We start from the raw sequence: 25,648 nt of genomic DNA, 5'->3' as shown, positions 1-25,648 counted from the left end.
CTATCAGTTGTTTTTAAATAGGAAAGAAATAGTTTGGACGTCCGTTACTTATGAGGGCTTGGAAATGTGCAGTTTTTTCATGCGATACTCTAATGTTGTTGCTTTGAGCCCCAATAATTTTGCAGCTCCTTTTTGACCACTGACCCGCCAGTTGGTCTGCTCAAGTACTTGGGTGAGCAGTTCTTTTTCTAACAGGTTTTTTCGTTCTTCAATATAATCTATGGTTAAACCTTCCCTTACCATACCTTTGGTTGAAATTACGGGATGTTGCAGTGGTGATTCATCAGAGAATTGCAAGGTAACGATATCGGTTTTGGCGGTGACCAGTGCCTGTTCAACCCGGTTTTTGAGTTCACGAACATTGCCCGGCCAACTATACTCCTGAATTTGTAAAAGGCTTTGTGGTGTAAAACCGGTAAACGGTTTGCCTATTTTATAGGCAAAGGTTTTGGCAAAATGTCTTGCTAGTAACGGGGCATCTTCCAGACGGGCCCGTAAAGGTGGTAGATAAATCTGAAAGCCGTTAAGGCGATAAAACAAATCGCTTCTAAACGTGCCCTCATCTATGGCTTCTTGTAGATTGCGGTTGGTAGCAGCTACTACTCTAAAATCGGAAGTTAAGGTTTTGCTCCCTCCCAGGCGCTCAAATTCTTTTTCTTGTAACACCCGAAGTAATTTTGCCTGTGCTTCGAGGGATAGTTCACCAACTTCGTCTAAAAAGATGGTACTTTCGTGCGCCAGCTCAAATTTACCAATGCGTTGTTTGGTGGCACCGGTAAAGGCGCCTTTTTCATGACCAAAAAGTTCACTTTCTATGAGCTCAGAGGGCATTGCGGCACAATTCATCTTGATTAGCGTTTTTTCGCTGCGAACCGAGGTTTCGTGCAGTGCCCTGGCAATCAATTCTTTTCCCGTACCCGTTTCTCCTGTAATAAGGACGCTGATATCCATCGGCGCCAATTGCCGTACCTGCTCAAAAGCGTTTTTTAAGGAAATATGTTGGCCGATGATGTTCTCAAAATCATGGTCTAACTTTATTTCTTCACGAAGGTAGTTTTTCTCTTGTCTTAGCTGTGCATTCAGTTCGGTAATGCGCTCTAGGGCAAATACCTTTTCTAGAGCAAGCTCTAACGAGGGCCTAATGACTTCCAACAGCTGCTTGTCCTTTTCAGTATACCCTAAATCATTTTTGCTCAAAAAACTAAGGCGGTAGTGTCCGGGAAAGGTCAATTTAAACGAGGTTGTTAGTCTACTGTTTACATTGAACTTTTTAGCCACTTTTTGCAGTACTGTATTTTTTTGTTGATGTTTTACAAAGGCTGTACAGGTTTGCAGTAGCGAGCCGTTGGTTTTCTCTTTATTGTTTCGATATTCTTCTTCGTCAAGCTCTATAAAATCGAGAAAATTTTGATAATCAAAGTGTCTGTACTCATTAGCACCGACTTTTTCAAAAGTATGGCAGAATTCGGTGCTTCTTTCTGGTTGAAAAGCAAAAATAACTACATGGTTATCTAGATGATTAGAAAAGGATTGTGTCAATTGCAATAATTTGTCCTTCCAGGCGATGTTGCTGTTCAACGTATTAACGATACTGATTTGTAATGACTTTTCCTGTTCGCGTCGTTGAATGTCCTCAGCTGCCAATACATTGCTTACGGCCAACGCCAACTGGTTACTTAAAGATTTAAAGAGCTCGATCTGGCTGATATCAAATTTGTTGCCTTCAGTATACGCAAGTATAAAGACACCTATTATTTTTCCTGATACTTTGAGCAGTGCTATCGCACAGGTATCTAGTTTTTTGCGCAATTCTTCCAATAGCTTTTTATCCTTATATTGGCTATAGTCTTTATTGTAATCAAACAATACAGGGATATCGTTATTTTGTTTGATTGACAGAACCACTTCTTCTAATTGTGAACCTTTGTAAGGGATTTTGACACGGGAATAAAAACCCTTTTCAGATAACTTTAGGTCTAGCGCATTACCGGCGATTTCTTGGCGCATTACGGCCAAATCGACATATTCATCTTGTTCTTCATCGATAATAATCAAAGCGTGCTCTTGTGATTTAAATATAGGTACTAGTGTTTTGACTGTCTCTTTTAACAAAACATCGATTTTGTTAATGGTGCCTATCGACTTGGCAATATCAAGCGATACTTTTTTATGTTTGTTATCCAATTGAATGGCTTCATTGGCCAGTATATTACTGAGCGCCACACTTAATTGGTCGGACATGGCATTAAACAGGGTTAATTTATCATCAAACGCATTAGGTACCTTACTCCAAAAATAAAACAGCCCAATCGCTTGCTTGCCTTGTTTTAGCGGGCCAGCAATTATTTGTTGGAATGGAACTTTTTTGGTGTATTTAAAATGAGGGTGTCGATATTTTTGATATAGCTTTTCTGTAGATAATAGTACCGTCTTTCTTGCGATACTTTTAGAAAGCTCTGTCATTGGCAACCAACCCGTAATTCCAGATTGATTGATTGATTTACCTGTTTCCGATACAAAGTATCCATAGTCTATAATTAAATCACGCTCTTTTTCATTTTCCCAATCTAAATGAAATAATCCGGCCTCATCAAACTGTAATACTTTGTGTAGTTTGTCAAAAATAGCGCATACCAGTTCGGGACCGGTTGTTATGTTGGCTATACTCTCCGTAATGGCCAATAAGTCTTCAGTCTTTTGTTTTTCTTCGACTAACTGTTCATTAGCAAGAACGTTACTTAAAGCAACGCTTAATTGATCAGCAACGGTATTAAACAATACCAATTTCTCGTCGAACGCTTGAGGTGTCTTACTCCAAAAATAGAAAAGGCCAATGGTTCGCTCACCTTGCTTAAGTGGCCCTGCAATTATTTGTTGGAATGGAACTTTTTTTGTGTATTGAAAATGAGGATGCTGGTGCTTTTTATAAAGCGTTTCTGTAGATAGTATAACAGTCTTTTCAGCCATCCTTTTTGAAAGCTCGGTCATAGGTAACCAACCCCTTATTCCTGAAGAATTTATCGTTTTGCTGGTTTCTGATGAATAATATTCATAGTCAACTATAAGATCACGTTCTTTTTCGTTTTCCCAATCCAGATGAAACAGCCCGGCATTATCAAACGGAAATACCTTTTGAAGCTTATCAAAGATGGCAAGTACCAGTTCTGGGCCCGTTGTAATGTTGGCTATAGATTCAGTAATAGCCAACAAATCTTCGGTTTTTCGCTTTTCTTCGATAAGCTGTTCGTTGGCAATAATATTATTCAGAGCGATGCTCATTTGATCGGTAATCGCTTTAAAAAGTGGTAATTGATTATCAAAGGTATTGGGCTGCTTGCCATAGAAACACAATAGCCCAATAGTTTGGTCGCCATGTTGTAACGGTGCTGCTATGATTTGCTCAAATATGCGGTTTTTGGGATTTTTGAAATGAGGATGTTCAAGTTCTTCATAGATTTCTTTTCCTTTTACCAAAACACCTTGTTGTACCACCAGTTTGGAAGCTTGGCTCAAGGGCATCCATCCGGTTAATCCTTCATGCACATGGGCAGCATTGATGCCGCTGATTTCATAACCATAATCCACCGTTAAGTCGCGCTCCCTATTATTTTCATAATCTAAATGGAACAGCCCGGCATCATCAAAGGGAAAGACTTTTTGAAGCTTGTCGAAGATAGCTTTTATCAGTTCGGGTCCTGTAGTAATATTGGCGATAGATTCTGTAATGGCCAGTAAATCTTCGGTTTTTTGTTTTTCTTCGACTAACTGCTCGTTGGCAAGTACATTGCTTACCGCAACCGCCAATTGGTCGGCAATAGCTTGGAAGAGAGGAAAGTCTTTTTCGGAATAGAAGTTTTCTTGTTTACTGTTAAAGGCTAACATGCCAATTTTCTTTCCCTGATACACCAGCGGACCGCCGAAAATCTGCTTGAGTCCAGCTTCCTGCATAAACGGAAAGAAAGGGTGACCAGGGAAACGCTTTGTCAATTCACCCAATGAAATAGTCATCGGCCCTTCGTTCATAAACACCTTGACCGAATCATCGTGGGGCAAATACTCATTAATTTTTGATGCTTTTACACCTGTGTTGTATATACTATGTTCATCGGTAACCGCCAAATCACGGTGGTACCGACCGCTTGCGTCTAGGTGGAAAAGGCCAAAATCATCAAACTTAACAAGTGGTCTTATTCGTTCAAAAATGACCCGGAACAATTCTTTTCGGTCTTGAATACTTGCCACTGCCTCGCTAATACCCAATAAAGTTTCCTTAAACCGTTTCTCTTCCAGTAACTGCTCATTAGCGTTCACATTACTTACAGCCACGGCCAACTGGTCGGCAATGGCTTGGAAGAGGGGGAATTGTTCTTTTCTGTAATTTTTTTTTTCACACGAATTTAGGCAGAACAACCCTAAAATTTCCCCACTGTAACGAAGCAAAGCGATCATTGTATCCTGGTAGCCCTCTTCTTTAATTATGTCGTTTTGCACAAAATCGGGATAATTATCTGCTAGTTCTGATAAATTGACAATCAAGGGCGATCCATCATTCGTTAATTTCCTCATCAATTCAGAAACTAAACCGTCAGTATTTATTTCTATTTGACCGTACTTAGAAGGGTTTTCGAACATTTGTTGGCTACCTTTAGAGTCTGATAGGATAGGGTATTTGACTACCCAATCATTCAGATAGTTATTCTGATTATCGAAAACAAATAGTCCAATATCGTAAAAATTGAAGATGGGTTGTATATGGTCAAGTATAACTTTTATTAGCTGGGAACCGGTTTGAGTACTTGCTACTGCCTCGCTAATATCCAATAAGGTTTCTTTGAACCGTTTCTCTTCCAGTAACTGCTCATTAGCAAGTACATTGCTTACCGCAACGGCTAATTGGTCGGCAATGGCTTGGAAAAGTGGAAACTGTGTAATTTGAAAATTATTTTTTTGCAAACTGTTGACAAAAAAGGCGCCAATTAGGTCGCCACCTACAGAGAGTGTGGTAATCATAGATTCCTCATATCCTACTTCCTTCATTATATCTGTCTGGTAATAATCAGGCCACGTGTTGTAGAGTTCTTCGTTATAGTGAAGAATGTAGGGTTGCTTATTATTCTCTACAATATTTACTACCCATTCAATAGCAGATTTTTTATATTCAAAAGTATTTATTCCTTGAATAAACAGTTTATGATTTACCTCAGACGGACTTATATTTGGATTAATAGCCGCTAAATCACTTGCAGAACCATTTTTGTGAATAACAAATAAGCCAACATCATAAAAGTTAAAAATAGGCTTGATTTTTTCAAAAACCACCTTTAATAAAGCTTCACGGCCTTTAATACTTGCTACCGCCTCGCTAATGCTGAGCAAGGTTTCTTTGAACTGTATTTCTTCTTGCAGTTGTTGTACAAGCTTTTCTTCCTTTGATGTCATGGTGTTATAGACTATCGTTGTTGTTTATCAATTTCCCATATTATTTGGGAATGCAATCCTTTGGATTCTTTTTTATCGAAATACGGCCACTTTTTTCCTTGTTTTCACCAGTATCTTCTCGTGATTATGATTTTATCTTAAATTATATGGTAAATCAGGTTCAGTAGCTTTTCCATATTCCATTTTTTCCCAAAAATTATGGGATTAAATATAGCAATTTTTTCAGTTTTTTTGGGAATTTTTTTTGGTATTAAAATTATCATACAATTTAAATAATTGTAAACCAAACATTTAAATACAATAAATGTCTCTGGCATCATTTTGTGTTACTCTAAAATATAAAAGCAATTATATTTTGGATCCCAGCGCTTACACTATCTTAGACTTTCTCGATTTTGAGACCTTCTTTTTAAAAGAGGATCTCGAAGAAGGCAAATACTTTAACGTCAAACCTCATCAAGAGGTTTGTATGGCCAGGCTTGAAGATGTATCGCATACCGTTACTCAAGAATCCAACACCTACTATCAGAACTTTTTCATTATCTATTTTGTTATTGACGGTGCGATTGAAAAAACCAATCAGCTCACCCAAATTACACTGGAGCGTAACTATCTGTTTTTTACGCAACCGGGGCAGTTAAATTCTTGGAAAGAAATCAAAAAAGCTTCTGGCTATGTACTGGCCTTTACCAAAGACTTCATAGTGCGTCGTCTTACCGACAAAAAGTATATGCGTAAGCTCGACTTTCTGGACACTCGGGTGGTGCCAAAATTTCACTTGGAGCAAGAGGTGAGCGATTATTACCAGCAACGGTTCGATATTGCATTAGAGGACTATCGCTCAACAGAAGGTGACGAGTTTATACACCTATGGATTATGGAATTACTTTTACGTACTCAAAAAGAATGTCACTTAGGCAGTCTGTCCAATCTCTTGAACAGAAATCGTTCTAGAGCCATGAAAATAAGTGAAGATTTTAAAGAGAAGATAGAAGACCATTATATAGAAGGGCATAAGCAAAATTTTATAGCATCGAAGCGAGTAGCTGATTATGCCAATGATTTAAATATTAATGCCAACTATTTGAATAATATGGTAAAAGAAGCCTATGGTAAAAAAGCATCGGACCTCATTTTTGAGCGTACCTTGTTGGCAGCCCAGTCAAAGCTGATTCATACCAATAAAACGATCTCTGAAATCGCCTTTTTTCTAGACTTTAATTCACCCTCTTATTTTGTTCGCTTTTTTAAGGACCGCGCCCAAATGACCCCTAACCAATACCGGAACAGGATAGGAAAATTTTTAAAATGAGAATTATGGACGTGTAGAATGAATGTTTTTGGGTACGCACTTATCTGAATTCATTCTAAAAAAAGAAGTATGAATAAATACCAAGAAAAATGGGAATAATGACATACTTAAATACATAATGATAAATATCTTGACATAGACAAAAACTTGAGAAAATAAGACACTTTATACTAATGAATATGGGTGTACTCGTAGCAGAGGCAAACGGAAAAACAGATGCTCTCATTGTAGAAAACTACTGGATAATGGAAATCCGGTAGTCGGCCTTATCCCAAAAGAAAGTCAGGCAAGTAAGCTACAGGATAAAAGAGCAGAACCGCTCGTAAAGTATACTTAATAATGACAATAACATTGAAGAAGATGTGAAAGGTGTCGATGTTGTTGTATTTGCAGCGGCAAGGGTTACAAGTCGTTACCAAGAGGTAACAATATGAAAAAGCTGTATCTAATCTATAATTATTAAAAAATGAAAAGACAACCAATATGATAGGACAAGAAAAACTAAGGGTCGATGGCCCACTAAAGGTTTCTGGAAAAGCAAAGTATGCATCAGAACATCCTGTTGATAATCCTTTGTATGCTGTTATTGTAAAAAGTACCATTTCCAATGGAACAATAACCAATATGGCTACAGAAGAAGTAGAGAAGATTCCCGGTGTCGTGAAAGTTATTCATGCTGGTAATGCTTTAAAATTGAGACCTTACCCGACAGGAGGTGATGGTGGATTTAATCTTTTTCCCGGCGAACCTTTTATACCACTTCAAGATAATAAGGTTTACAATATAGGGCAGCACATCGCACTCATTTTAGCCGAAACCATTGAGGATGCAAGGCTAGGAGCGTCTCGACTCAAAGTGAGCTATCAAGAAAAAGCTGCGGCGCTTGACAAAGAAAGGGTTTATGATGATTATGTAACGCCAGAACGATATAATACAGGTGAAGAGCTACAGCATCGAAGAGGCAATTTTAAACAAGCTAAAAATAGCGCTTCCGTAGTAGTAGAAGAAGATTATACCGTTCCCGCAGAGCATCACAATCCAATGGAGCCCAGTGCTACCATCGCCATATGGAAAGGTGAAAAATTAACGGTTTATGATTCGACTCAAGGAGTGGACAACTCACGTAATTGCGTGGCGCATTGTTTTGAAATGGACCCAAAAAATGTTCGTTTAATTGCCTATTATATCGGTGGTGGTTTTGGTTGTAAAGGCTTTTTTTGGCCTCATACACTTTTAGCCCCAATGGCTGCCAAAATCATGGACAGACCTGTAAAGCTGATCCTGAGTAGAGAAGATATGTACACTTCGGCCGGTCATAGACCAGAAGTTAGCCAACGCATTACTCTAGCTGCTGAGAACAATGGAAATATTACAGCTGCAGAGCACATTACCTATTCTTATGGGTCCATACTAGGAGGACATTATGAACCTTGCGGATTAACATCGGCTAAATTATATGACATTCCTAATTTTTCCATGGTTCACCAATATACCAAACTTAATTACCCAACCCCAACACCCATGAGAGGACCTGGTGAAGCTAATGGCAGTTTTGCTCTGGAGTCAGCCTTAGATGAACTTGCGGAAAAATTAAAAATGGACGCCATTGATTTAAGGGTTAAGAATTTTGCAGCAGTAAATCCGGTAGATAATCTGCCTTATTCATCCAATAATGTTCGTGAATGTTATGAAAGAGGTGCAAAACTGTTTGGTTGGAATAATAGAAACCGCCAACCTGGTAAGATGGTGAAGAATGGTCAATTAATTGGGCATGGTATGGCAACAGCAACCTATCCTGCCTATCGTTCTGGTGGTAGTTGTAAGCTGATTCTTGATGAAAATGGAGTTTTAACAGTACAAACTGCTATTCAGGATATTGGTACAGGTACGTATACGGTTATGGGACAGATTGCCGCAGAGGCATCCGGATTAGCACTCGAAAATATAAAAATAGAAATTGGTGATTCAGATTTTCCCGCAGGACCCTTATCTGGAGGGTCCATGGTTACCGCAAGTGCTGGTAGCTATATTCAGAAAGGAGCGGAAAAATTGAAGAAACAACTGCTTGATTTAGCAGTAAAACAAGAAGATAGTCCATTATTTCAATTAAATTCAGATAAACTCTCTTTCGCCAACGGAACGATGCAAGATTCTAGTGGAAAAAAGGATACTATACAAGAGGTGATGAAACGAGCTAACAAAAAAGAATTGGTCATTGAAGAAAGTTCTTCTGTGGTAAAAGGCTTTGCATTCGGTCAAGAGGCTGAATACTCGTATCAATCTTTTGGAGCCATTTTCGTAGAGGCGAATATTGACCCTGATTTAGGAGTCATTACCATCCCAAGAATTGTGGGTGTATTTGATGCTGGTACAATTATTAATCCCAAGCTAGCAAACAGTCAAATGTATGGAGGGATAATATTTGGTTACAGTATGGCATTGTTAGAGGCTACGGAGTTCGACCACGATACAGGCAGAATTATCAATGCAGACCTGGCCGAATATCACGTTCCGGTTAATGCTGACATCAATGATTTAACTATAGAGTTCTTGAACATGCCTGATTATAAATTTAGCTCGCATGGTGGAAGAGGTATTGGCGAACTTAGTGCTATTGGAGTTTCCGCAGCAATTGCCAACGCCATCTATAATGCTACGGGAAAACGCATTAGAAACCTGCCTATAACCTTAGATAAGCTTCTGTAATATGAAAAATTTGGAAAAAGAAGCCAATCGGTTTTTAGATATTTTAGTAGCAGGTGATGTCAATGCTGTGAGGGATATTTGGCACCCAGATGGTACGTTAGAATTTCCATTTTCACCCAAAGGTGCCTGGAGCGTAGAAGGCAGGGATAATATAGTAGATTATTTTGAAGATGCCTTTAAAAGGAAAACACCAGAAAAGTTTGAATCCCAATCTGCTTTGTTGATGGCAGATGGTGAGCATCTATTTATGGAGTTCAAGGGCTATCTGGAAAATAATAAAAACGAAAAATACACCAACGATTACTGTGTGCTTTTTCAATTTAAAGATGATAAGCTTTTTAAGTTCAGGGAGTTTTACAACACATTAATCAGAGAAAAATACGAGGGGCAATAATCACAAAACTTATTAAAAAATGAAAAAAAACAAATCAGATAAAGAGGTATGGCCCGAGGAGATTTCCTCAGAAAAAGCCGGTTTAAGCAGGCGTACTTTTATTGCTCGGTCAACACTCGCCGCAGCTGGCTTGGCACTGGCACCCTATGTAACCTTAGCATGTAGCTCAGAAGAAAAGCCCTTGAATTTTGAGGAATATTTAGAAATAGAACCCATCATAAACGGGCAGGCCATGCGCATGAAGATTGACCCAAGAACCAGCTTGGCCGACCTGCTTCGTGAGCAATTAGGGCTTACAGGTACTAAAATTGGCTGCAACCAGGGGGCTTGCGGTGCGTGTACGGTGCACCTGGATGGCATGCGGGTTAATTCCTGCCTTACGCTGGCCATTCAAACAGACGGTCTAGAGGTCACTACGATTGAAGGCTTGGGTACTGAAAATGAATTTCATCCTGTACAAGGTGCTTTTATGATGCACGATGGCTTTCAATGTGGGTACTGTACCTCTGGTCAAATTATGTCTGCTGTGATGGTATTGAAAGAAAACCATGCCGCGACCACAGAGGAAATTCAGGAGTGGATGAGTGGTAATATTTGCAGATGTGGTGCTTACAAAGGTATCGTAGCTGCCGTTGAAGCCGCCAGGGACGGTAAGGTGCCCAAGGAATTATTACAAAGACAAAAATCTTAAAAAATAAACGATGCATCCATTTAAATACATACGAACAGAAGACGCAGCTAGCGCAATAGCAAAACATACTGAAGCAGAAAAGACACAGTTTATTGCCGGTGGTACCAATTTGGTAGATAGAATACGTAGGGATGTTTTTCACCCTGATGTCTTAATCGATATCAATAAATTCCCCTACCATAAAATAGAAGAACATCAGGGCGGATTGCGCTTAGGTGCGCTGGTAAGCAATAGCGATACGGCAGACCATAAAGCGGTAAAAAAGAACTACCCTATTGTTTCTGAAGCTATTTTGTTGGGTGCAACCGACCAACTAAGAAACAAAGCGACCAACGGTGGCAACCTTATGCAACGTACCCGTTGTTCCTATTATATGTCACCCAAATTTCCCTGTAATAAGAGAGAGCCAGGTTCTGGTTGCGCAGCAATTCATGGCCATAATAGGATTTTATCCATTCTAGGAACTTCCGAAAACTGTATCGCTTCCTTTCCGTCGGATATGTGCGCATCATTGACGGCATTAGAGGCAAAAGTAAATATAATGGATATAGACGGCAGTGAAATAGTGATTCCTATTGAAGAGTTTCACGCTTTACCAGGAGATACCCCTGAGATTGACAATGTATTGAAACCCGGGCAACTCATTACTTCGATTGACTTGCCGGCATCCACTAAAACATTTGCAAAACGCTCTACATATCTAAAGGTCAGAGATAGGCATTCGTATGCCTTTGCATTGGTTTCCGTTGCTGCTGCCGTTACGATGGAGGCTGGTGTAATAACCGATGCACGTATGGCATTTGGCAGCATAGCACCAAAACCATGGCGAGACAAGGAGGCCGAAAAGATGTTTATAGGTCAAGCACCCTCTAAAGCCCTTTTTAAAAAGATTGGAGAAAAAGTTGTTGAAAATGCTAAAGGATATGGTGGAAATTCGTTTAAAATAGAGCTGGTACCTCGTGTGGTAACGCGAGCATTCAGTGAAATTACAGGGTTAATTTGAAACGTAAAATAGCCTTGTGTCAGAGACTTCAGATATCTATTTGGTTTGTATGTATCGTCGTATTAGTAACATGGCAAGCATCAGGTCAGGTAGATATCGTTCCCGATAACGATGATGTGTCTCTCTTTCTTCATACAGAAGCACAATTTGCATTGGGTACTTCAAAATGGTTTGCTAAACCTAGTCTCATGCTCATCTTTGATGATAATTCGTCGAGTTACGGCGGTTTAATACCTGCTTTGGAAATTGGATACGCATCTGATAAACTGGGAACATTTTCACTTCATGAAAATTATATCAGTTTGCCCGATGGTCTTTCTGGGAATGCACTGCAATTAAAATGGCAGAAAGTATTTTCTAAATACAAACTCAATCCTTTGGTACGACTCACGGCAGAGCAGATTTATCTGGAGGATTTGACTATACAACAAAAAGTTCTTTTGAATTATAGAACGAGAATACGTGTAGGAATCGCACCTCAGATGCATGACAAATGGCAAGTATTTGTAATGAACGAGTGGTTCCCTACACAACAGGCAGGGTTTTCTACTGAAAATAGAATTCTTACAGGGATGAAATATAAATTAACACCATTCACAAGCGTATCGGCTATCTATTTAAATCGCTATCGGGATAGCAGGGTTTCCAGTTTGCGCTGGCAACATATTGTATTTTTTAGCATAACCTACGCTGGTCGTATTATAAATAAAGAAAAATGAAAGTATTCGAACTACAAAGAATGATAGCCTTTTACGACCGTTGCCAACATGATGGTATACCTACGGTGATGGCATCCTTGGTAGGATTGCACGGTTCTTCCTATAGAAAACCTGGAGTACGAATGCTTTTGGGTCAGAATGGCGCTATGCAAGGTGCACTAAGTGGTGGCTGTGTAGAAAAAGATATTTTTAATGCCACTAAAACAGTTTTTAAAACGGGTACAGCACGGGTGATTTCTTATGATGGAAGATATCGTTTGGGCTGTGAAGGGTATCTGTATATTCTCATAGAACCTTTTCAACTAAAAGAAGTACATCGAAAAATTATTGAGAATGCCTTGAACTCTAGACAGTCCTTTGAAATCCATTCCATCTATAAACCAACACAGGATATTAGCGGAGATTTTGGTTCTGTGTTTGCTTTTGCGGAAGTGAAGTTCTCTACAAATCCTAACATAACAACTTCTATTTCAGATGCAGAACAGGTATTTACGCAGCATATTCATCCTGATACACAGCTGGTTATCGTTGGAGCAGAACACGATGCCCAAAAACTTTGCGAGGCAGCTTCATTTTTAGGTTGGCAAGTGACTATTGTCGCTTCCATAAAAAACGCAAAGCATAAAAATGATTTTCCAAAGGCGAATAACATTCTCAATGAAACCCCAGAAACCATTAATTTTGGTTTTATAGATGATAGGACTGTAACCGTTTTGATGACGCACAATTTTGCCTTGGATGTTCAATACCTCTTAAAACTAATGCCTTTTGAGAAAAACTACATTGGGGTTTTAGGGTCTTCTAAACGAAAAGCGCAGTTAGAAAATCAGGTTTTTGATAGCTGTCCTAATATTGCATCTGAATTTTTAGAGTTAATCCACAGTCCAGCAGGGTTGAACCTAGGTGCCGAAACACCAGAGGAAATAGCATTAACCATCGTTGCAGAAATTCTGTCGATTCTTAAAAAACAAACAATAGACAAAAACCATAACACTACCAAAATAGTACTTAACGAAAAATAATTTAGAACAAATGAAACCGACTCGATTAAAATAATTATTAAACACATAGCAGAATAATTATTTTGATTGTCAAAGGTTCCATAAGACCATTAAAAGACAATAAAAATAAACTTATGAAAAAAATAGAAACAGGATTAGATAAAAATCAACGGCAATCTTTCACAGATGTCCTTACAGATGAATGTGTACTGTATTCAAAAACCCGAAAATTCCACTGTGTCTCATCCTGAAATAGCATTACACTAAACTTGAGTGTAATGCTATTTCAGGACTAGTCATAATTATAGTATTGGTAAGGGTGTTTCCGAATGATTTCCCTAATTGTCAAAAGGCTATAATACTACATTATTTTAAGGCAATCTAAATATAAACTTCCAGTGAAACAGCTATTTAAATTGTTTCTATCTACTGTTGTTAGTATTTTTAGTTGATACTTAAAAAAACAAAACAAAATGGCTATACGATTAGGAAACAGTTGTGAGAATTGTGAAAATTTAATGCAAAACGATACTTGTAAGGTACACGGAGTAAAAGTTAGTAGCAGTTATACCTGTGACAGTTTTGAGATGAAGGCTGTATTAAAAGATAATAGAAACTGTGTTACGTGTATGCGATATGAAAGCAGTGATTGTGCAAACCCGCAAAAAGCAGCTCCGGGAATGCTCTGTTCTCATTGGGCACCACAAAATGCCAGAGCATAACAACGCAACTATTGATAAAAACAAGTTTCAGGTTTATTCTGAAGCTTGTTTATTACTCCCGGTATATAATAAGAAAAGAATCTGCCTGTTTAGCTCGTTCTTTTACTTTGCCTGCAAAAGGCCCTAATCGGGTATATATCCTTTTACTTATTTGCATAAATGGTAGTTTTTACGATTACCGGTAAGCGCACATAACTGGATTGGCATAGGCACTGTCGTCTGCTCAAGGATGTTTAGTTTATTATACAAAGGCACTATAACCGGTAATTGCACGCCCTACTATTAGAGAATTTATTTCCTTGGTACCTTCATAGGAATAAATTGCCTCAGCGTCAGCTACGAACCTGGCAACATCATATTCTAGTAAAATACCATTTCCGCCCATAACTTCCCGAGCTCTACTCACAACATCCCGCGTTCGAATGGAGCAGAAAACTTTGGCTAGCGATGCATGTTCGTCTGTAAGAAGACCTTGATCTTGTAATTCAGATAAACGATAAACCATTGCTTTCATCGCCGTTAGGTTTGCTAACATTTCTACAAGATGATTTTGTATAAGTTGAAATTTTGCAATGGGTTTACCGAACTGCTCTCTTTTTTTAGTATACTTCAAAGCACTTTCATAGGCACCTCTCGCACAGCCCAGGGCTTGCCAGGCTACTCCAGCCCTTGTCATTCTAAGAACCTTTGCAGTATCTCTAAATGAATTTGCTTTTTGCAACCTGTCTTGTTCTGGTACTTTACAATCTGTGAGTGTAATCAAGGCATTTTGCACTGTTCGCAACGCCATTTTATTTTTGATTTTTTCGGCGACAAATCCCGGATTTTCTTTGCGTACCAAAAAACCTTTAACTTGATTAGAATCAACGTCTCTCGCCCATATGATCGTTACGTCAGAAAATGTAGCATTTCCTATCCATTTTTTCTGACCATTAAGCACCCATTGATCACCTTCTTTTTTGCAGGTTGTTTCTAATCCCCCAGCCGCACCACTACCAACATTAGGTTCGGTAAGTCCAAAAGCACCAATCGCCTCGAGTCGTTGCATTTTGGGCAACCACTCTTGTTTTTGTTCCTCACTTCCGCATAGATAAATAGAGCCCATGGCTAAGCCACTATGTACGCCAAAAAAAGTAGATATAGAAACATCTACTCTTGCAATTTCTTCAGCAATAATTCCTTCCATTACAAAAGGTAAGTCAGGGCACTCATAACCTTTGTAAGCAACGCCACAGATATTAAGTTTGGCTAGTTTCGGGATAATTTCCATCGGGAATTGTGCTTTATTCCAGTACTCATTTGCGATAGGTTCAACTTCATTTTCCATAAAGTTGCGAACCTTTAATTGTATAGCCCTTTCTTCTTGTGTAAGCTTTAAGTCGTAATCATAAAAATCTCCATCAATAGGTGGAAGTTTACTTTGTCCTTTTTTTTGCTTTTCGGTAAGCATTTTCATAAGGCCATTTAGCTGGGACTCATCAAGCTCTCCGACGGTTTTCATGATTTCTGAAAGGTCAATTTTTTCAGATATTTTGGACAATTCATCAAAATCCACTTCTTTCATTAAGTGGATAACTTTCTTTATTTTACTAAATAATTGCATTTACATTTCTTTTAATTGAAAGTAAGGAAACTTCACCCGAAAAGATTTGATTTATAAAAGTTTTGGAAATATTTAACTAACCTCTTATTTACGTTAGGCTTCGAAATAGAAAAGGTATTTAATTTATGACCTTTACGTTTTTATTGTTTTCTAATTAATTGATACAAAGATGGGTATACTTAAGATTACAAGCTTTTCCAAAGCTAAAGGTTCTTATTGATAAATTTACTTTTGTGTAAAGGATTTATAAAATGTATAAAAACTTCTATTTCTATAAGTCCTAGCTAAATAACGTTCGTTTGAGGCTCGTGGGTTACAACTCAATCGTAATTAACGACGGTTGAACAGAAAGTTATTTCATTTTCTATCTTACAGTAACATATTTGAGTCATTAATTCATCAAAGTGTATTTTTTAAAGCAAATAATTATGACTCCAACAGAAGTTTTTTCAATAGCAGGTATGATTACAATGCCTATGTGGATCCTGATGATCCTGTTACCTAAATGGAAGGTAACCCGATTTTTAATTGATTTTAAGGTAATTCCATTACTACTATCTATACTATATTCCATCTATATTTTTCAAGCGATCCAAATAAGTGGGGCTATGGATTTTGGTAGTCTTGCCTCTGTAATGGACTTGTTTACTGAAGAAAACGCGGTCCTGGCTGGCTGGGTACATTATCTCGCTTTTGACCTTGTTGTTGGCATGTGGATGCTGGATCAAAATAAAAAACTAAGAATTTATCAATTAGTAATGGCTCCTTGTCTTTTCGGAACATTTATGTTGGGCCCGTTAGGTTTTCTATTGTTTATGATGGTTCGAGCATTTAAGCAAAAACAATTATGAAATATCTTAACAAAATATCGAATACGGTAAAAAACGAAAGTCCAATACTCTATGGAATTGTAATGATCCATCTCATTATGGCTATAGGTTGTCTAGTGGGGCTTCTAATCGATGAAAGAACACTAATGGGAGTCAATGTTTGGGTCAAACCATTGAAGTTTTGCATTTCGGGAGGTATTTATATCTTGACTTTAGGATTTCTAATTACGTTATATCCGTTCTCAAAAACAAAGAAGAATATTATTAATAATATAGTGTCCTGCACTTTGCTCATAGAAGTAGTAATTATTGTCTATCAGGCATCGAGGGGAGTACAATCGCACTATAACCAGAGTACATTATTTGATGGATTACTTTTTGCAGCAATGGGCATATTAATAGGTGTTAATGTTTTGATCATGGTATTGTTTATCTTCGAAACTATACGATTACAGTTAAAGACCGCTAAATCGATACAACTCGCCATCTTGATAGGTTGGTTAGTGGTGTTTTTTGGAAGCTGGGTAGGTGGGCAGATGATTGGCCAAATGTCTCATAATGTTGGAGTAGCCGATGGAGGTACTGGATTACCCTTGGTGAATTGGAGTACGGTTGGAGGAGACTTGAGAATAGCACATTTTTTTGGATTGCATGGTATACAAATAATTCCGTTATTCGCATTATGGCTGTCAAATAAATGGAATACCACAAGTAGAAATCAGATCTTTGTGGTTATTGTGTTTGGATTGCTATATGCCTCATGGATCGGATTTACATTTTATCAAGCAAAACAGGGGATGCCACTTATCAAACTATAATCGCACGACAATGTTAGTCAATAAAGAAAAACGGATAAAATATTTAGGATTTAATGATTTTTGGTTTATTGTTATTGGAATTCTAATTCTTAGTTTTATTACCGACTATCTTTTTAGTAATTCGTTTGCACGGTATCCTTTTGGTAAAGCAGTTATTAGTTGGAGTATGTCATTATTTTTTTCCACATGCGATTGGTTTATCATGAGGGCTATTATGATTCTTCTCCGAAAAAAATACCCCACTCTAAAAGATAGTGTAAAGCGTATTAGTTTGTTCTTTCTTTCTATCGTAGCTACAGTAGTTTTGGTCGACTTTACAGGTGGTATGGTAATATCCCTTATTTGGAAAATTGATTATAACCCCACATATAGGTCCAAGATAATTTTACCAGTCATTTTGATCAGTACTATGACCATGGCTATTTATGAAGCTATCTATTTTTACGTTAAGCTTAAAAAATCAATTAGAGAAGAAGAACAAGCCAAACAAGCTATCGTACAAGCACAATTAGACACCTTGCGTAATCAGGCGCAACCACATTTTTTATTCAATAGCCTTAATACATTACGTGATATTATTGATCAAAATTCAAAAGAAGACGCCAAGCAATTTGTAGATAAGCTGTCAGATGTATACCGTTTTATATTAGAGTCTGGAAATGTTCATTTAACTTCACTTCGAGATGAATTGAGATTTGCAAAAGCCTATATTCATATACAATCAGAGAGATTTGGAGATAACCTGAAGGTGAATTGGAATATTCCTGCAACCTCAATGGAATTATTGATTGCACCTATGAGTCTACAGCTTTTATTAGAAAATGCTATAAAACACAATATTGTGTCTAAATCGAGGCCATTAGTTATAAATGTAAAAATCGAAAATGATCACTTGATAGTGAAAAATAGGATTCAATCTAAATCTACTAAAACACCATCAACGAGAGTGGGGCTAAAAAATATTGAAAAGAGATATGCATTAATTTCTGGCAAACCATTAGAAATCAAAAATGACGGAAATCAATTTGAGGTATCTGTCCCGTTATTGAAATTGTCGGATCAAAAGAAGAATTATGCACGTATTGATCATTGAAGACGAACCAAGAGCAGCAAATCAATTGCAAAACATGCTAAAAACATGCAGTTTCGAATATCAATTATTGGATATAATCGATACCGTTGAGGATGCTGTATTATGGTTTCAAAAACATACGGCTCCAAACTTAGTATTTATGGATATCCAATTAGCTGACGGATTAAGTTTTGAGATATTTCAGAAAATAGATATAGAGGTACCTATCATTTTTACAACGGCTTTTGATCACTATGCTATCCAGGCATTTAAAGTGAATAGCGTAGATTATCTGCTTAAACCCATCCAACAGGATGAGTTAAATAAGGCTTTGGATAAATTCTTAAAGTCAAACAAATCAGCAACTGTCGATCCTGCTATTTTAAAACAGCTATTGGGTAGCATGCAAGTAGCTAACAAACGAGAGGGTATTTTGGTCAAGGATGGCAGCGGATTTGTACAAATCAAAATTTCAGATCTTTTATACATTTATTCTCAAGACAGTATCACTTTCGGTGTGACTAAAAACAAAAGATATATTATCGATGAGACGATGGATCAATTGTTTGATTCATTAGATCATGATCGATTTTATAGAATTAATCGCGGACAAATCGTTTCTAAAAATTCAATTCTTAAAATTGATCCTTATTTCAATCACCGTGTAAAACTTTCTATTTCTAATCCACGAGATCAAGAGTTTGTGGTTAGCAGACAAAAGACGAGCGATTTTAAAGAATGGATGAATAGGTAAATAGCCCAGATATTATTAGAGGGTTTAAAATCAAAGACTTTTCAGTTCTAAATAGATTTACTATAAAAAATAATCTACATGTAAAATGTTATAGTAATCAAAAACTTTATGGTTTATTCGATAATCGAGATTTAAATGCTTCGTGGCTTGCTGCAAAATCAAAATTAATTTCCACCTGATGCCTCCGTGGGCTTACCTCTCGGTAGCTTACTGACCGCAGAAAAATAAAATCAAAGAGATGATATCTGTCCAATTAATGGTTAGTTTTTGATAGAGATACTATCCTACAACCCTAGTTTTTAATAATTTTAACAAAAACTAAATTTGGGTATCCTATTTTTAAGGATCTTATAATCATGCATTTTATGCAATATAATTTCCATTTGAAGATTTCATGATAAGGTTTTTGTTATTTTTTATAGGTATGGGCTTGGTATCAGTAAGCTGGGCGCAAGTTGAAACCAATGAAAAGAAATCTTTTACTGTAGGAACTACTTCTGAAGAAATTGAAATCGACGGTGAACTCAATGAAGCAATTTGGAAGACACTCACTCCTGCTAAGAATTTTGTCCAGTACTTCCCCTCAGATTCCTTACCGGCAAAAGCACAAACAGAGATTTATATGTGTACAGACAAAAAGAACCTTTATATAGGAATAAAGTGTTATGCCGCAGGTAATAACTGGATTGTAAATTCATTGCGAAGGGACTATCGGGCTGGAGGTGCAGATAACATTACTTTATTATTTGACACATTCGATGATGGTACCAATGCACTTTATTTTGGGATTAATCCAGAAGGAGTACTTAGAGAAGGTATTATTAGTAACGGGGGAAATGTAGGTGCAGACTTTACAACCTCATGGGATAACAAATGGAGAGGCGAAGCAAAAAAGTATGATGGATATTATACTGCCGAATTGGAAATTCCCTTTAGTACTTTACGGTATCCAACGCCTTCGAAGAAATGGGGTTTTTCAAGTTATCGATTTGACTCACAGTCTAATGAGATTAGTACTTTTTCCCAAACACCTCGTAATCAAATCGTTTTTACCTTAGCCTATCCTGCCGAAATGATTTGGGAAGAAGAGCTTACCACAAAAAGTAGTGCTGTTTCTTTGATCCCTTTTATTTCTACAGGATTTAATAAAGATTTTGAAGATGATACACCGGCCGATGAGTTTTTTGAATTTGGGGGTGATGCAAAAATTGCACTTACTCCAGGGCTTAATCTTGATTTAACTGTGAATCCTGATTTCTCTCAGGTAGAGGTAGATGAACAAATCACTAATTTGGATCGTTTTGAGATCTTTTTCCCAGAACGAAGACAATTCTTTCTAGAAAATGCAGATTTATTTGGCCAGTTTGGTTTTTCTAATATCAATCCTTTCTTTTCTAGACGTATAGGAGCCGATGAGGATGTGGTAACCGAAGAATTAGCTCAAAGTAGAATATATGCAGGGCTGAGGGTGAGTGGTAAGTTAGATCCCAACACACGAGTGGGTTTTTTAAATATGCAAACAGCTTCCAGTAATGAACAAGGAATACCAAGTGTCAATTATGGGGTGGCGGTGCTACAGCGTAAACTTTGGACACGTTCTAATATTGGCATTATTGCGGTAAACAAAGAAGCTCTTAATCTAGAAGATCTGGACTTCGATCTAGATACACTCGATATCAATAGATACAATCGGATGGTCGGAGTGGATTTTAACTATGCAACTAGGGATAATACTTGGTTTGGAAAAACATTTGCTCATGGTACTTTTTCTCCAGATTCCAATGTTGCAATTGCTCAAGGGAGTACCTTAAATTATAATACCAGAGAGTTTGGGGTGTTATGGAAACACGAATATGTAGCTGAGGACTATAATGCAGAAGTGGGTTTTATTCCTCGAACAAATTATTTTAGAATAAATCCGGTTACCGAACTGCGTTACTATCCCCAAAATGATTTTTTAAATAACCATACGTATCGAGCAGAAGCCGACATTTTTTGGCGACCTGATTTTGGCAAGACGGATCACTTTTTCTCTGTAGGTTGGGGGGGAGAGTTTACAGAGAGGGCTAGGTTCGAACTCAACCTCAATCATAATTATGTCTATTTATTCGATGCATTTGACCCTACGGGTACAGATTCGCTTGAGCTTGATGCTGATCAGGATTTCTCATATCTTAGTTTCACAGGAAATTATAGAAGTGACAATCGTAAAGCATTTAGTTGGAGTATAAGTCCGTATATTGGTGAATATTTTAATGGTTGGCGATATGGTACTCGTGGTAGTTTCAATATTCGTTATCAACCCAAAGGCTCTTTTTCATTGAATTATGCAGTAAACTTTTTTGATATGCCACATCTTGATGGTAGTAGAGAGACCTTTTTAATAAGTCCACGAATTGATTACACGTTTTCGAAAAGCTTGTTTACTTCATTGTTTGCCCAATATAATTCTCAGGATGATAATACCAATATCAATGCACGTATACAATGGCGTTTTGCTCCTGTATCGGATTTGATTTTGGTGTATACCGATAATTTTTTAACCGGCGAAGTTGATCCTCTGGATCGGTTTGCTTTTGATGTGCGTACTCGATCAATTGTTCTCAAGGTAACCTACTGGCTCAATTTATAGTTATCTGTGTAAGCGATCCAAAATCTCCATCACTTCATTCTTTTTTCGTACTGATACAGGGATATTTTCGCCATTTTTGAGCATAAGATAGCCCCCGTCAGTTTTAATGAAGGCGCTGATGCATTGTAAATTGACCAAATGACTTTGATGTACTCTTAAGAACTGATAGCTCTTAAGCATGTCGGCAAAGTATTTTAAGGTCTTGGTTACAAATATTTTTTGGCCGTCCTGGAGATAAAAAATAGTATTATTACTGTCTGATTCACATCGAATAATATCATCAAGACTAACGATAATAATTTTATCAAGGGTATGCAAAGAAATCTTATCTGGTTTTTGCTCAGGTGCAGATAATGTGTTTTTCAGGATGTTAAGTCGTTCACTATTGGGTTGTATCTGTTGTTTGGCTTTTTCTATTGCCTGTGCCAGTTCCTGGTTAGAATAGGGTTTTAATACATAGTCGATTGCCGCAAACTTAAAAGCTCGTATTGCATATTCGTCGCTTGCGGTTACAAAAATGATTTTTGATTTTAATTCCGGAAATATTTCCAGCACATCAAAACCAGTTCCATCCCCTAACATGATATCTAAGAACAAAATATCAGGTTCAGTATTTCGTAATGATTTGGCAGCTTCAACAACACTTTGAGCGGTGTCAATTACTTTTATTTCAGGATGGTTGGCCTTAAGGTCACTTTTTAAAAGTTGAAGTGCATCTGGCATATCTTCTACAATAATTGCTGTAAGCATAATTTTTTTAATAGTCGGTTTCTAATGGAATTTTAAATGCTATTTGGGTTCCGGCAACGGTACTGCCATTATTTATAATTTCTTTGATATTTAAAGAATCTTTTCCAGAAATAGATTCTAATCGTTCTCTGGTTACAGTGAGCGCCATAGATTGATGATCGGTATTAGTATTCATTTTTTGGGATTGAAAAATACCATGCCCATTATCTACTACGGTGCAATGTAAAAAATCTTCGGTAGTATGAAATTGAATTTTTAATTCGCCATCTCTACTACCTTTTAAAATGCCATGTCTCACAGCATTTTCTACAAAAGGCTGGATTAACATGGGTGGAATTAATATTTCTTCCGGATCTAGATCAGAGTCAATGGTAATTTCATACTTAAATGGTTTACTGGCCATCAATTGTTCTATTTCTATATAGTGCTTTAAAGTTTGTATTTCCTGATCTAAAGTAATATAATCCTTTCTTGAATTGTATAAAGTTTCTCTTAACAATGTGGCAAAAGTATTTATAGTACTATTCATGCGCTCAGGATTGTTGGTTCCCATTGCTTTTATACCGTTAAGAGCATTAAAAATAAAATGTGGATTCATTTGCAATCGCAATGCTTTCTGTTCTAGTGATAGTAAATGGTTCTGCATCTGTAAACGCTCTCGTTCTTCTTGATTCTTTTGTTTTACTCGTCGTATGTAAGAAATGGCATATCCTCCTACAATCAGTAATATTGTAGCTAACACGGCTAATTGAAACCAGGCTTTTTCATATATTGGACTGTCAATAAAGAATCTAAAAGTAGCCAGGTCACTTTCTTCCCACCTATAATTTCTTGATTGTGCTGAGAAATAATGAGAGCCGTAGGCAAGTCCAGCCAGGTTCTGCTTATTTTCTGACGACCAAGGGCTCCATTCAGAATTATTTAACCTAAAACGATATTGTATATCATTTGGATGATCAAGATCAACAGTTTTATAGCTGAATGATAACTCGGTTTGATTAGGACGTAGTCTTAAAACTTTATCACTGTTGGCCCAAGTGTTAAGGTTAATTGAATCTACACTTCGATAAGTTACTTCTACATCTTCGAAGAAGATACGGGGTTTAACGGTGGCTTTTGTGTTATCTGTAGGTTTATATTTGGTAAGACCGTAGATGGCACCAAACCATAGATTCCCTTTCTTGTCTTTGGTTACTGCATTAAGACAGGTCTCAATACCCAAAAAGCCATCATTTCTTCCAAAATGAAAGATATCGACAATTTCGTTGGATTGATTAAGTTCGATTTTATCCACTCCCCTTTCGCTTCCTGCCCATAAGTTGCCCAGATCGTCAAATATCATTTGATAAATGTTATCTGAGTAGGGTTTTTTTCTTCCTTTTAATTTTTTAAAACCGACTTTTTCAAGATCAGACCACCATATTCCTCTACCTGCTGTACCTATAAACATTTTATTGTTACGAAATAGCAATGTACTTATTGAAGTTTTTTGGTTTAACATGTTTCCTAAATGAGTCACACGATTATTCTTGATATACCCCAGATGACCATTTTGAGTGGTATACCATATTTTTCCCAGAGAATCTTGGGTCATGTAACTTATCTGCAAATCTTTAATACCGCTTTTTCGATCAAATTTCTTTTTCTTGAACAAACGCCTTTTTTCCGGATCATATGTAAATCGAATGATACCAGTTGAATATGAGGCGGCCCATATGGTATTTTTATCTACAAGTACCGTTCTTATCCAATCAGAAGGCAAGCCGCTGTCTCTATCTATGATATGATTCTTATACACAGTTTTTACAATAGTATCTTTTTTTACTTCGACTATAGAATCTAAGGTAGCATTTTGAACAAAGCTGCTGTCAACCACTATACTATCGATTTGTTTAATCTCTTTGAAAAGAATTCCTTTACCATCTGTTCCAGCCCAAATATTCCCAGATTGATCACTGGTAATAGTTTTGATTTTTACCTCTGCTATCTGATCTTCTTGCTCGATATGGTGAATCCCAAGAGAATCAATCTTAACCATGCCAGCTTCAGAATTTGAGGCCCAGATACCATCTTTTCCCGTATGTACTGCATAAACCCGATTACCTTTTAGTCCTGTATTTTGATCATAGTGTATAAAGTTATTCTGAAAGTATTTGTAGAAACCACCGCCAGAAGTTGCAATCCATATATTTGATTGCCGGTCCAAAATGCTTTTCCGAACATGGGAGACCGTCATTCCGTTTTGTCTGTTAATATTTCTTAAATGAGTTCGCTTATCTCCATCAACGATACTGATTCCTTCATTATCGGTTGCAAACCAAAGTTCGTTACCATTATGTAAAGAAATATTAGTCACTCGTAATGGTTTTGAAATCCAATAATTACCATAGGACTTAGCATTAGTGTTTAACACTAAAATTCCCTGATTAAAGGCTGCAGCAAAGACTTTGTCATTATAAAAAATGGCAGCTGTAAAATCGTGGGCACTATGTCTTTCTATAATACGAGCGCTCTTTTTGATAGCACTTAATTTCCAAAGCCCTTTGTTTGTTGCTATCCAAAATAGTTTTCCATCAAAAACAATGTCATTAATGATACTGGTGTTAATTTTTGAATTTAGCTTTATTTTAGTCAGACCAACATTATTCTCATAACTATAAATCCCAACATTGGTAGCAAGATAGGTTTTGTTTTTTATTCTGTAGATTTTGTTGATTCTTGGACCTTCAAGATTGGTAAATTTATTTTTAGTTTTTATAGAAAGTCCTCTTATAGTGCCAATAAACAAACTGTCGTTTACCGAATTAAGCGCATGAATATAATTGGATTGTAATCCATCTTTTTCATTCCAGATTTTGAACTCTTCACCATTAAATCTACATAACCCCCCTCCTTGAGTACCTAACCATAGATAACCCATTTCATCTTGAATGATGTCATAAACTTGAGATTGCGGCAACCCATCTTCTAAGGTATATGCTCTAAGTCTATTGTTTTGTGCAGACAAGGAGTTGATAGAAAAACATATCAGTAAAAAAGAAAAAGATATGAGCCAGAATTTGTTCATAAACGATACTTGAGGTTGAGAACAAATATAATCAAACTGATCTTGAGGTTATATGGTTCTCCTACTTTAAAATATATTAAAAACAAAACCGACAATACCTAAAAAGGATTGTCGGTATAATAAACAAAAGTTTCC

General features: G+C 37.1%; 17 protein-coding genes. 13 read left to right on the top strand and 4 right to left on the bottom strand.

Annotated features, from left to right (window positions below):
* Positions 1 to 48: 48 nt before the first annotated feature.
* Positions 49 to 5,439, bottom strand: coding sequence for a sigma 54-interacting transcriptional regulator (locus ACFSJT_RS07575; RefSeq protein ID WP_378319638.1), 5,391 nt, complete (start codon positions 5,437 to 5,439; stop codon positions 49 to 51).
* A gap of 304 nt (positions 5,440 to 5,743) precedes the next feature.
* Between ACFSJT_RS07575 and ACFSJT_RS07570 the strand changes: the two genes are divergently transcribed.
* From ACFSJT_RS07570 to ACFSJT_RS07535, 8 genes are all read left to right on the top strand, one after another.
* Positions 5,744 to 6,751 carry a helix-turn-helix domain-containing protein gene (locus tag ACFSJT_RS07570; protein ID WP_378319637.1) on the top strand — a complete coding sequence of 336 codons (1,008 nt, stop codon included), beginning with the start codon at positions 5,744 to 5,746 and terminating at the stop codon, positions 6,749 to 6,751.
* A gap of 483 nt (positions 6,752 to 7,234) precedes the next feature.
* Positions 7,235 to 9,457, top strand: a complete 2,223-nt coding sequence (locus ACFSJT_RS07565; RefSeq protein WP_378319636.1) for a xanthine dehydrogenase family protein molybdopterin-binding subunit — start codon at positions 7,235 to 7,237, stop codon at positions 9,455 to 9,457.
* A gap of 1 nt (position 9,458) precedes the next feature.
* Complete coding sequence (locus tag ACFSJT_RS07560) at positions 9,459 to 9,851, top strand: nuclear transport factor 2 family protein (protein WP_378319635.1); 393 nt, start codon at positions 9,459 to 9,461, stop codon at positions 9,849 to 9,851.
* A 19-nt stretch (positions 9,852 to 9,870) separates the two neighbouring features.
* Complete coding sequence (locus ACFSJT_RS07555; RefSeq protein WP_378319634.1) at positions 9,871 to 10,542, top strand: (2Fe-2S)-binding protein; 672 nt, start codon at positions 9,871 to 9,873, stop codon at positions 10,540 to 10,542.
* 10 nt (positions 10,543 to 10,552) lie between these two features.
* Positions 10,553 to 11,545 (top strand): FAD binding domain-containing protein, encoded by a 993-nt coding sequence (locus ACFSJT_RS07550; RefSeq protein WP_378319633.1) that lies wholly within the window; start codon positions 10,553 to 10,555, stop codon positions 11,543 to 11,545.
* Complete coding sequence (locus tag ACFSJT_RS07545) at positions 11,542 to 12,264, top strand: DUF2490 domain-containing protein (protein WP_378319632.1); 723 nt, start codon at positions 11,542 to 11,544, stop codon at positions 12,262 to 12,264. The genes ACFSJT_RS07550 and ACFSJT_RS07545 overlap by 4 nt, the downstream gene beginning before the upstream one ends.
* Entirely contained in the window at positions 12,261 to 13,286 is a 1,026-nt protein-coding gene (locus ACFSJT_RS07540) for an XdhC family protein (RefSeq protein ID WP_378319631.1), read from the top strand. The genes ACFSJT_RS07545 and ACFSJT_RS07540 overlap by 4 nt, the downstream gene beginning before the upstream one ends.
* A gap of 452 nt (positions 13,287 to 13,738) precedes the next feature.
* Positions 13,739 to 13,987 carry a hypothetical protein gene (locus ACFSJT_RS07535; protein WP_378319630.1) on the top strand — a complete coding sequence of 83 codons (249 nt, stop codon included), beginning with the start codon at positions 13,739 to 13,741 and terminating at the stop codon, positions 13,985 to 13,987.
* Positions 13,988 to 14,228: 241 nt separating this feature from the next.
* Here ACFSJT_RS07535 and ACFSJT_RS07530 read toward each other — a convergent pair whose 3' ends face one another.
* Positions 14,229 to 15,590, bottom strand: a complete 1,362-nt coding sequence (locus ACFSJT_RS07530) for an acyl-CoA dehydrogenase family protein (protein WP_378319629.1) — start codon at positions 15,588 to 15,590, stop codon at positions 14,229 to 14,231.
* Between the two features lie 428 nt (positions 15,591 to 16,018).
* Between ACFSJT_RS07530 and ACFSJT_RS07525 the strand changes: the two genes are divergently transcribed.
* The 5 genes from ACFSJT_RS07525 to ACFSJT_RS07505 all read left to right on the top strand — a co-directional run bounded on the left by ACFSJT_RS07525 (position 16,019) and on the right by ACFSJT_RS07505 (position 21,696).
* The gene (locus ACFSJT_RS07525) at positions 16,019 to 16,441 is read left to right on the top strand and encodes an ABA4-like family protein (protein WP_378319628.1); all 423 of its coding nucleotides are present in this window, start codon (positions 16,019 to 16,021) and stop codon (positions 16,439 to 16,441) included.
* Positions 16,438 to 17,238 (top strand): hypothetical protein, encoded by an 801-nt coding sequence (locus tag ACFSJT_RS07520; RefSeq protein ID WP_378319627.1) that lies wholly within the window; start codon positions 16,438 to 16,440, stop codon positions 17,236 to 17,238. Before ACFSJT_RS07525 ends, ACFSJT_RS07520 begins: the two co-directional genes overlap by 4 nt.
* A 10-nt stretch (positions 17,239 to 17,248) precedes the next feature.
* Positions 17,249 to 18,331: a sensor histidine kinase gene (locus ACFSJT_RS07515; RefSeq protein ID WP_378319626.1), complete on the top strand. Its 1,083-nt coding sequence runs from the start codon at positions 17,249 to 17,251 to the stop codon at positions 18,329 to 18,331.
* On the top strand, positions 18,312 to 19,064 hold the full coding sequence (locus ACFSJT_RS07510) for a LytR/AlgR family response regulator transcription factor (protein WP_378319625.1): 753 nt from the start codon (positions 18,312 to 18,314) through the stop codon (positions 19,062 to 19,064). The genes ACFSJT_RS07515 and ACFSJT_RS07510 overlap by 20 nt, the downstream gene beginning before the upstream one ends.
* 424 nt (positions 19,065 to 19,488) lie before the next feature.
* Positions 19,489 to 21,696, top strand: a complete 2,208-nt coding sequence (locus ACFSJT_RS07505; protein ID WP_378319624.1) for a DUF5916 domain-containing protein — start codon at positions 19,489 to 19,491, stop codon at positions 21,694 to 21,696.
* Here ACFSJT_RS07505 and ACFSJT_RS07500 read toward each other — a convergent pair whose 3' ends face one another.
* On the bottom strand, positions 21,697 to 22,446 hold the full coding sequence (locus ACFSJT_RS07500) for a LytR/AlgR family response regulator transcription factor (RefSeq protein ID WP_378319622.1): 750 nt from the start codon (positions 22,444 to 22,446) through the stop codon (positions 21,697 to 21,699).
* Between the two features lie 7 nt (positions 22,447 to 22,453).
* Entirely contained in the window at positions 22,454 to 25,513 is a 3,060-nt protein-coding gene (locus ACFSJT_RS07495) for a sensor histidine kinase (RefSeq protein ID WP_378319621.1), read from the bottom strand.
* Positions 25,514 to 25,648: the final 135 nt, after the last annotated feature.

The organism is Aquimarina celericrescens (assembly GCF_042682765.1).
Classification (GTDB): domain Bacteria; phylum Bacteroidota; class Bacteroidia; order Flavobacteriales; family Flavobacteriaceae; genus Aquimarina; species Aquimarina celericrescens.
The sequence above is the reverse complement of the archived record's forward strand: the minus strand, read 5'-3'. Positions and strand labels throughout refer to the sequence as shown.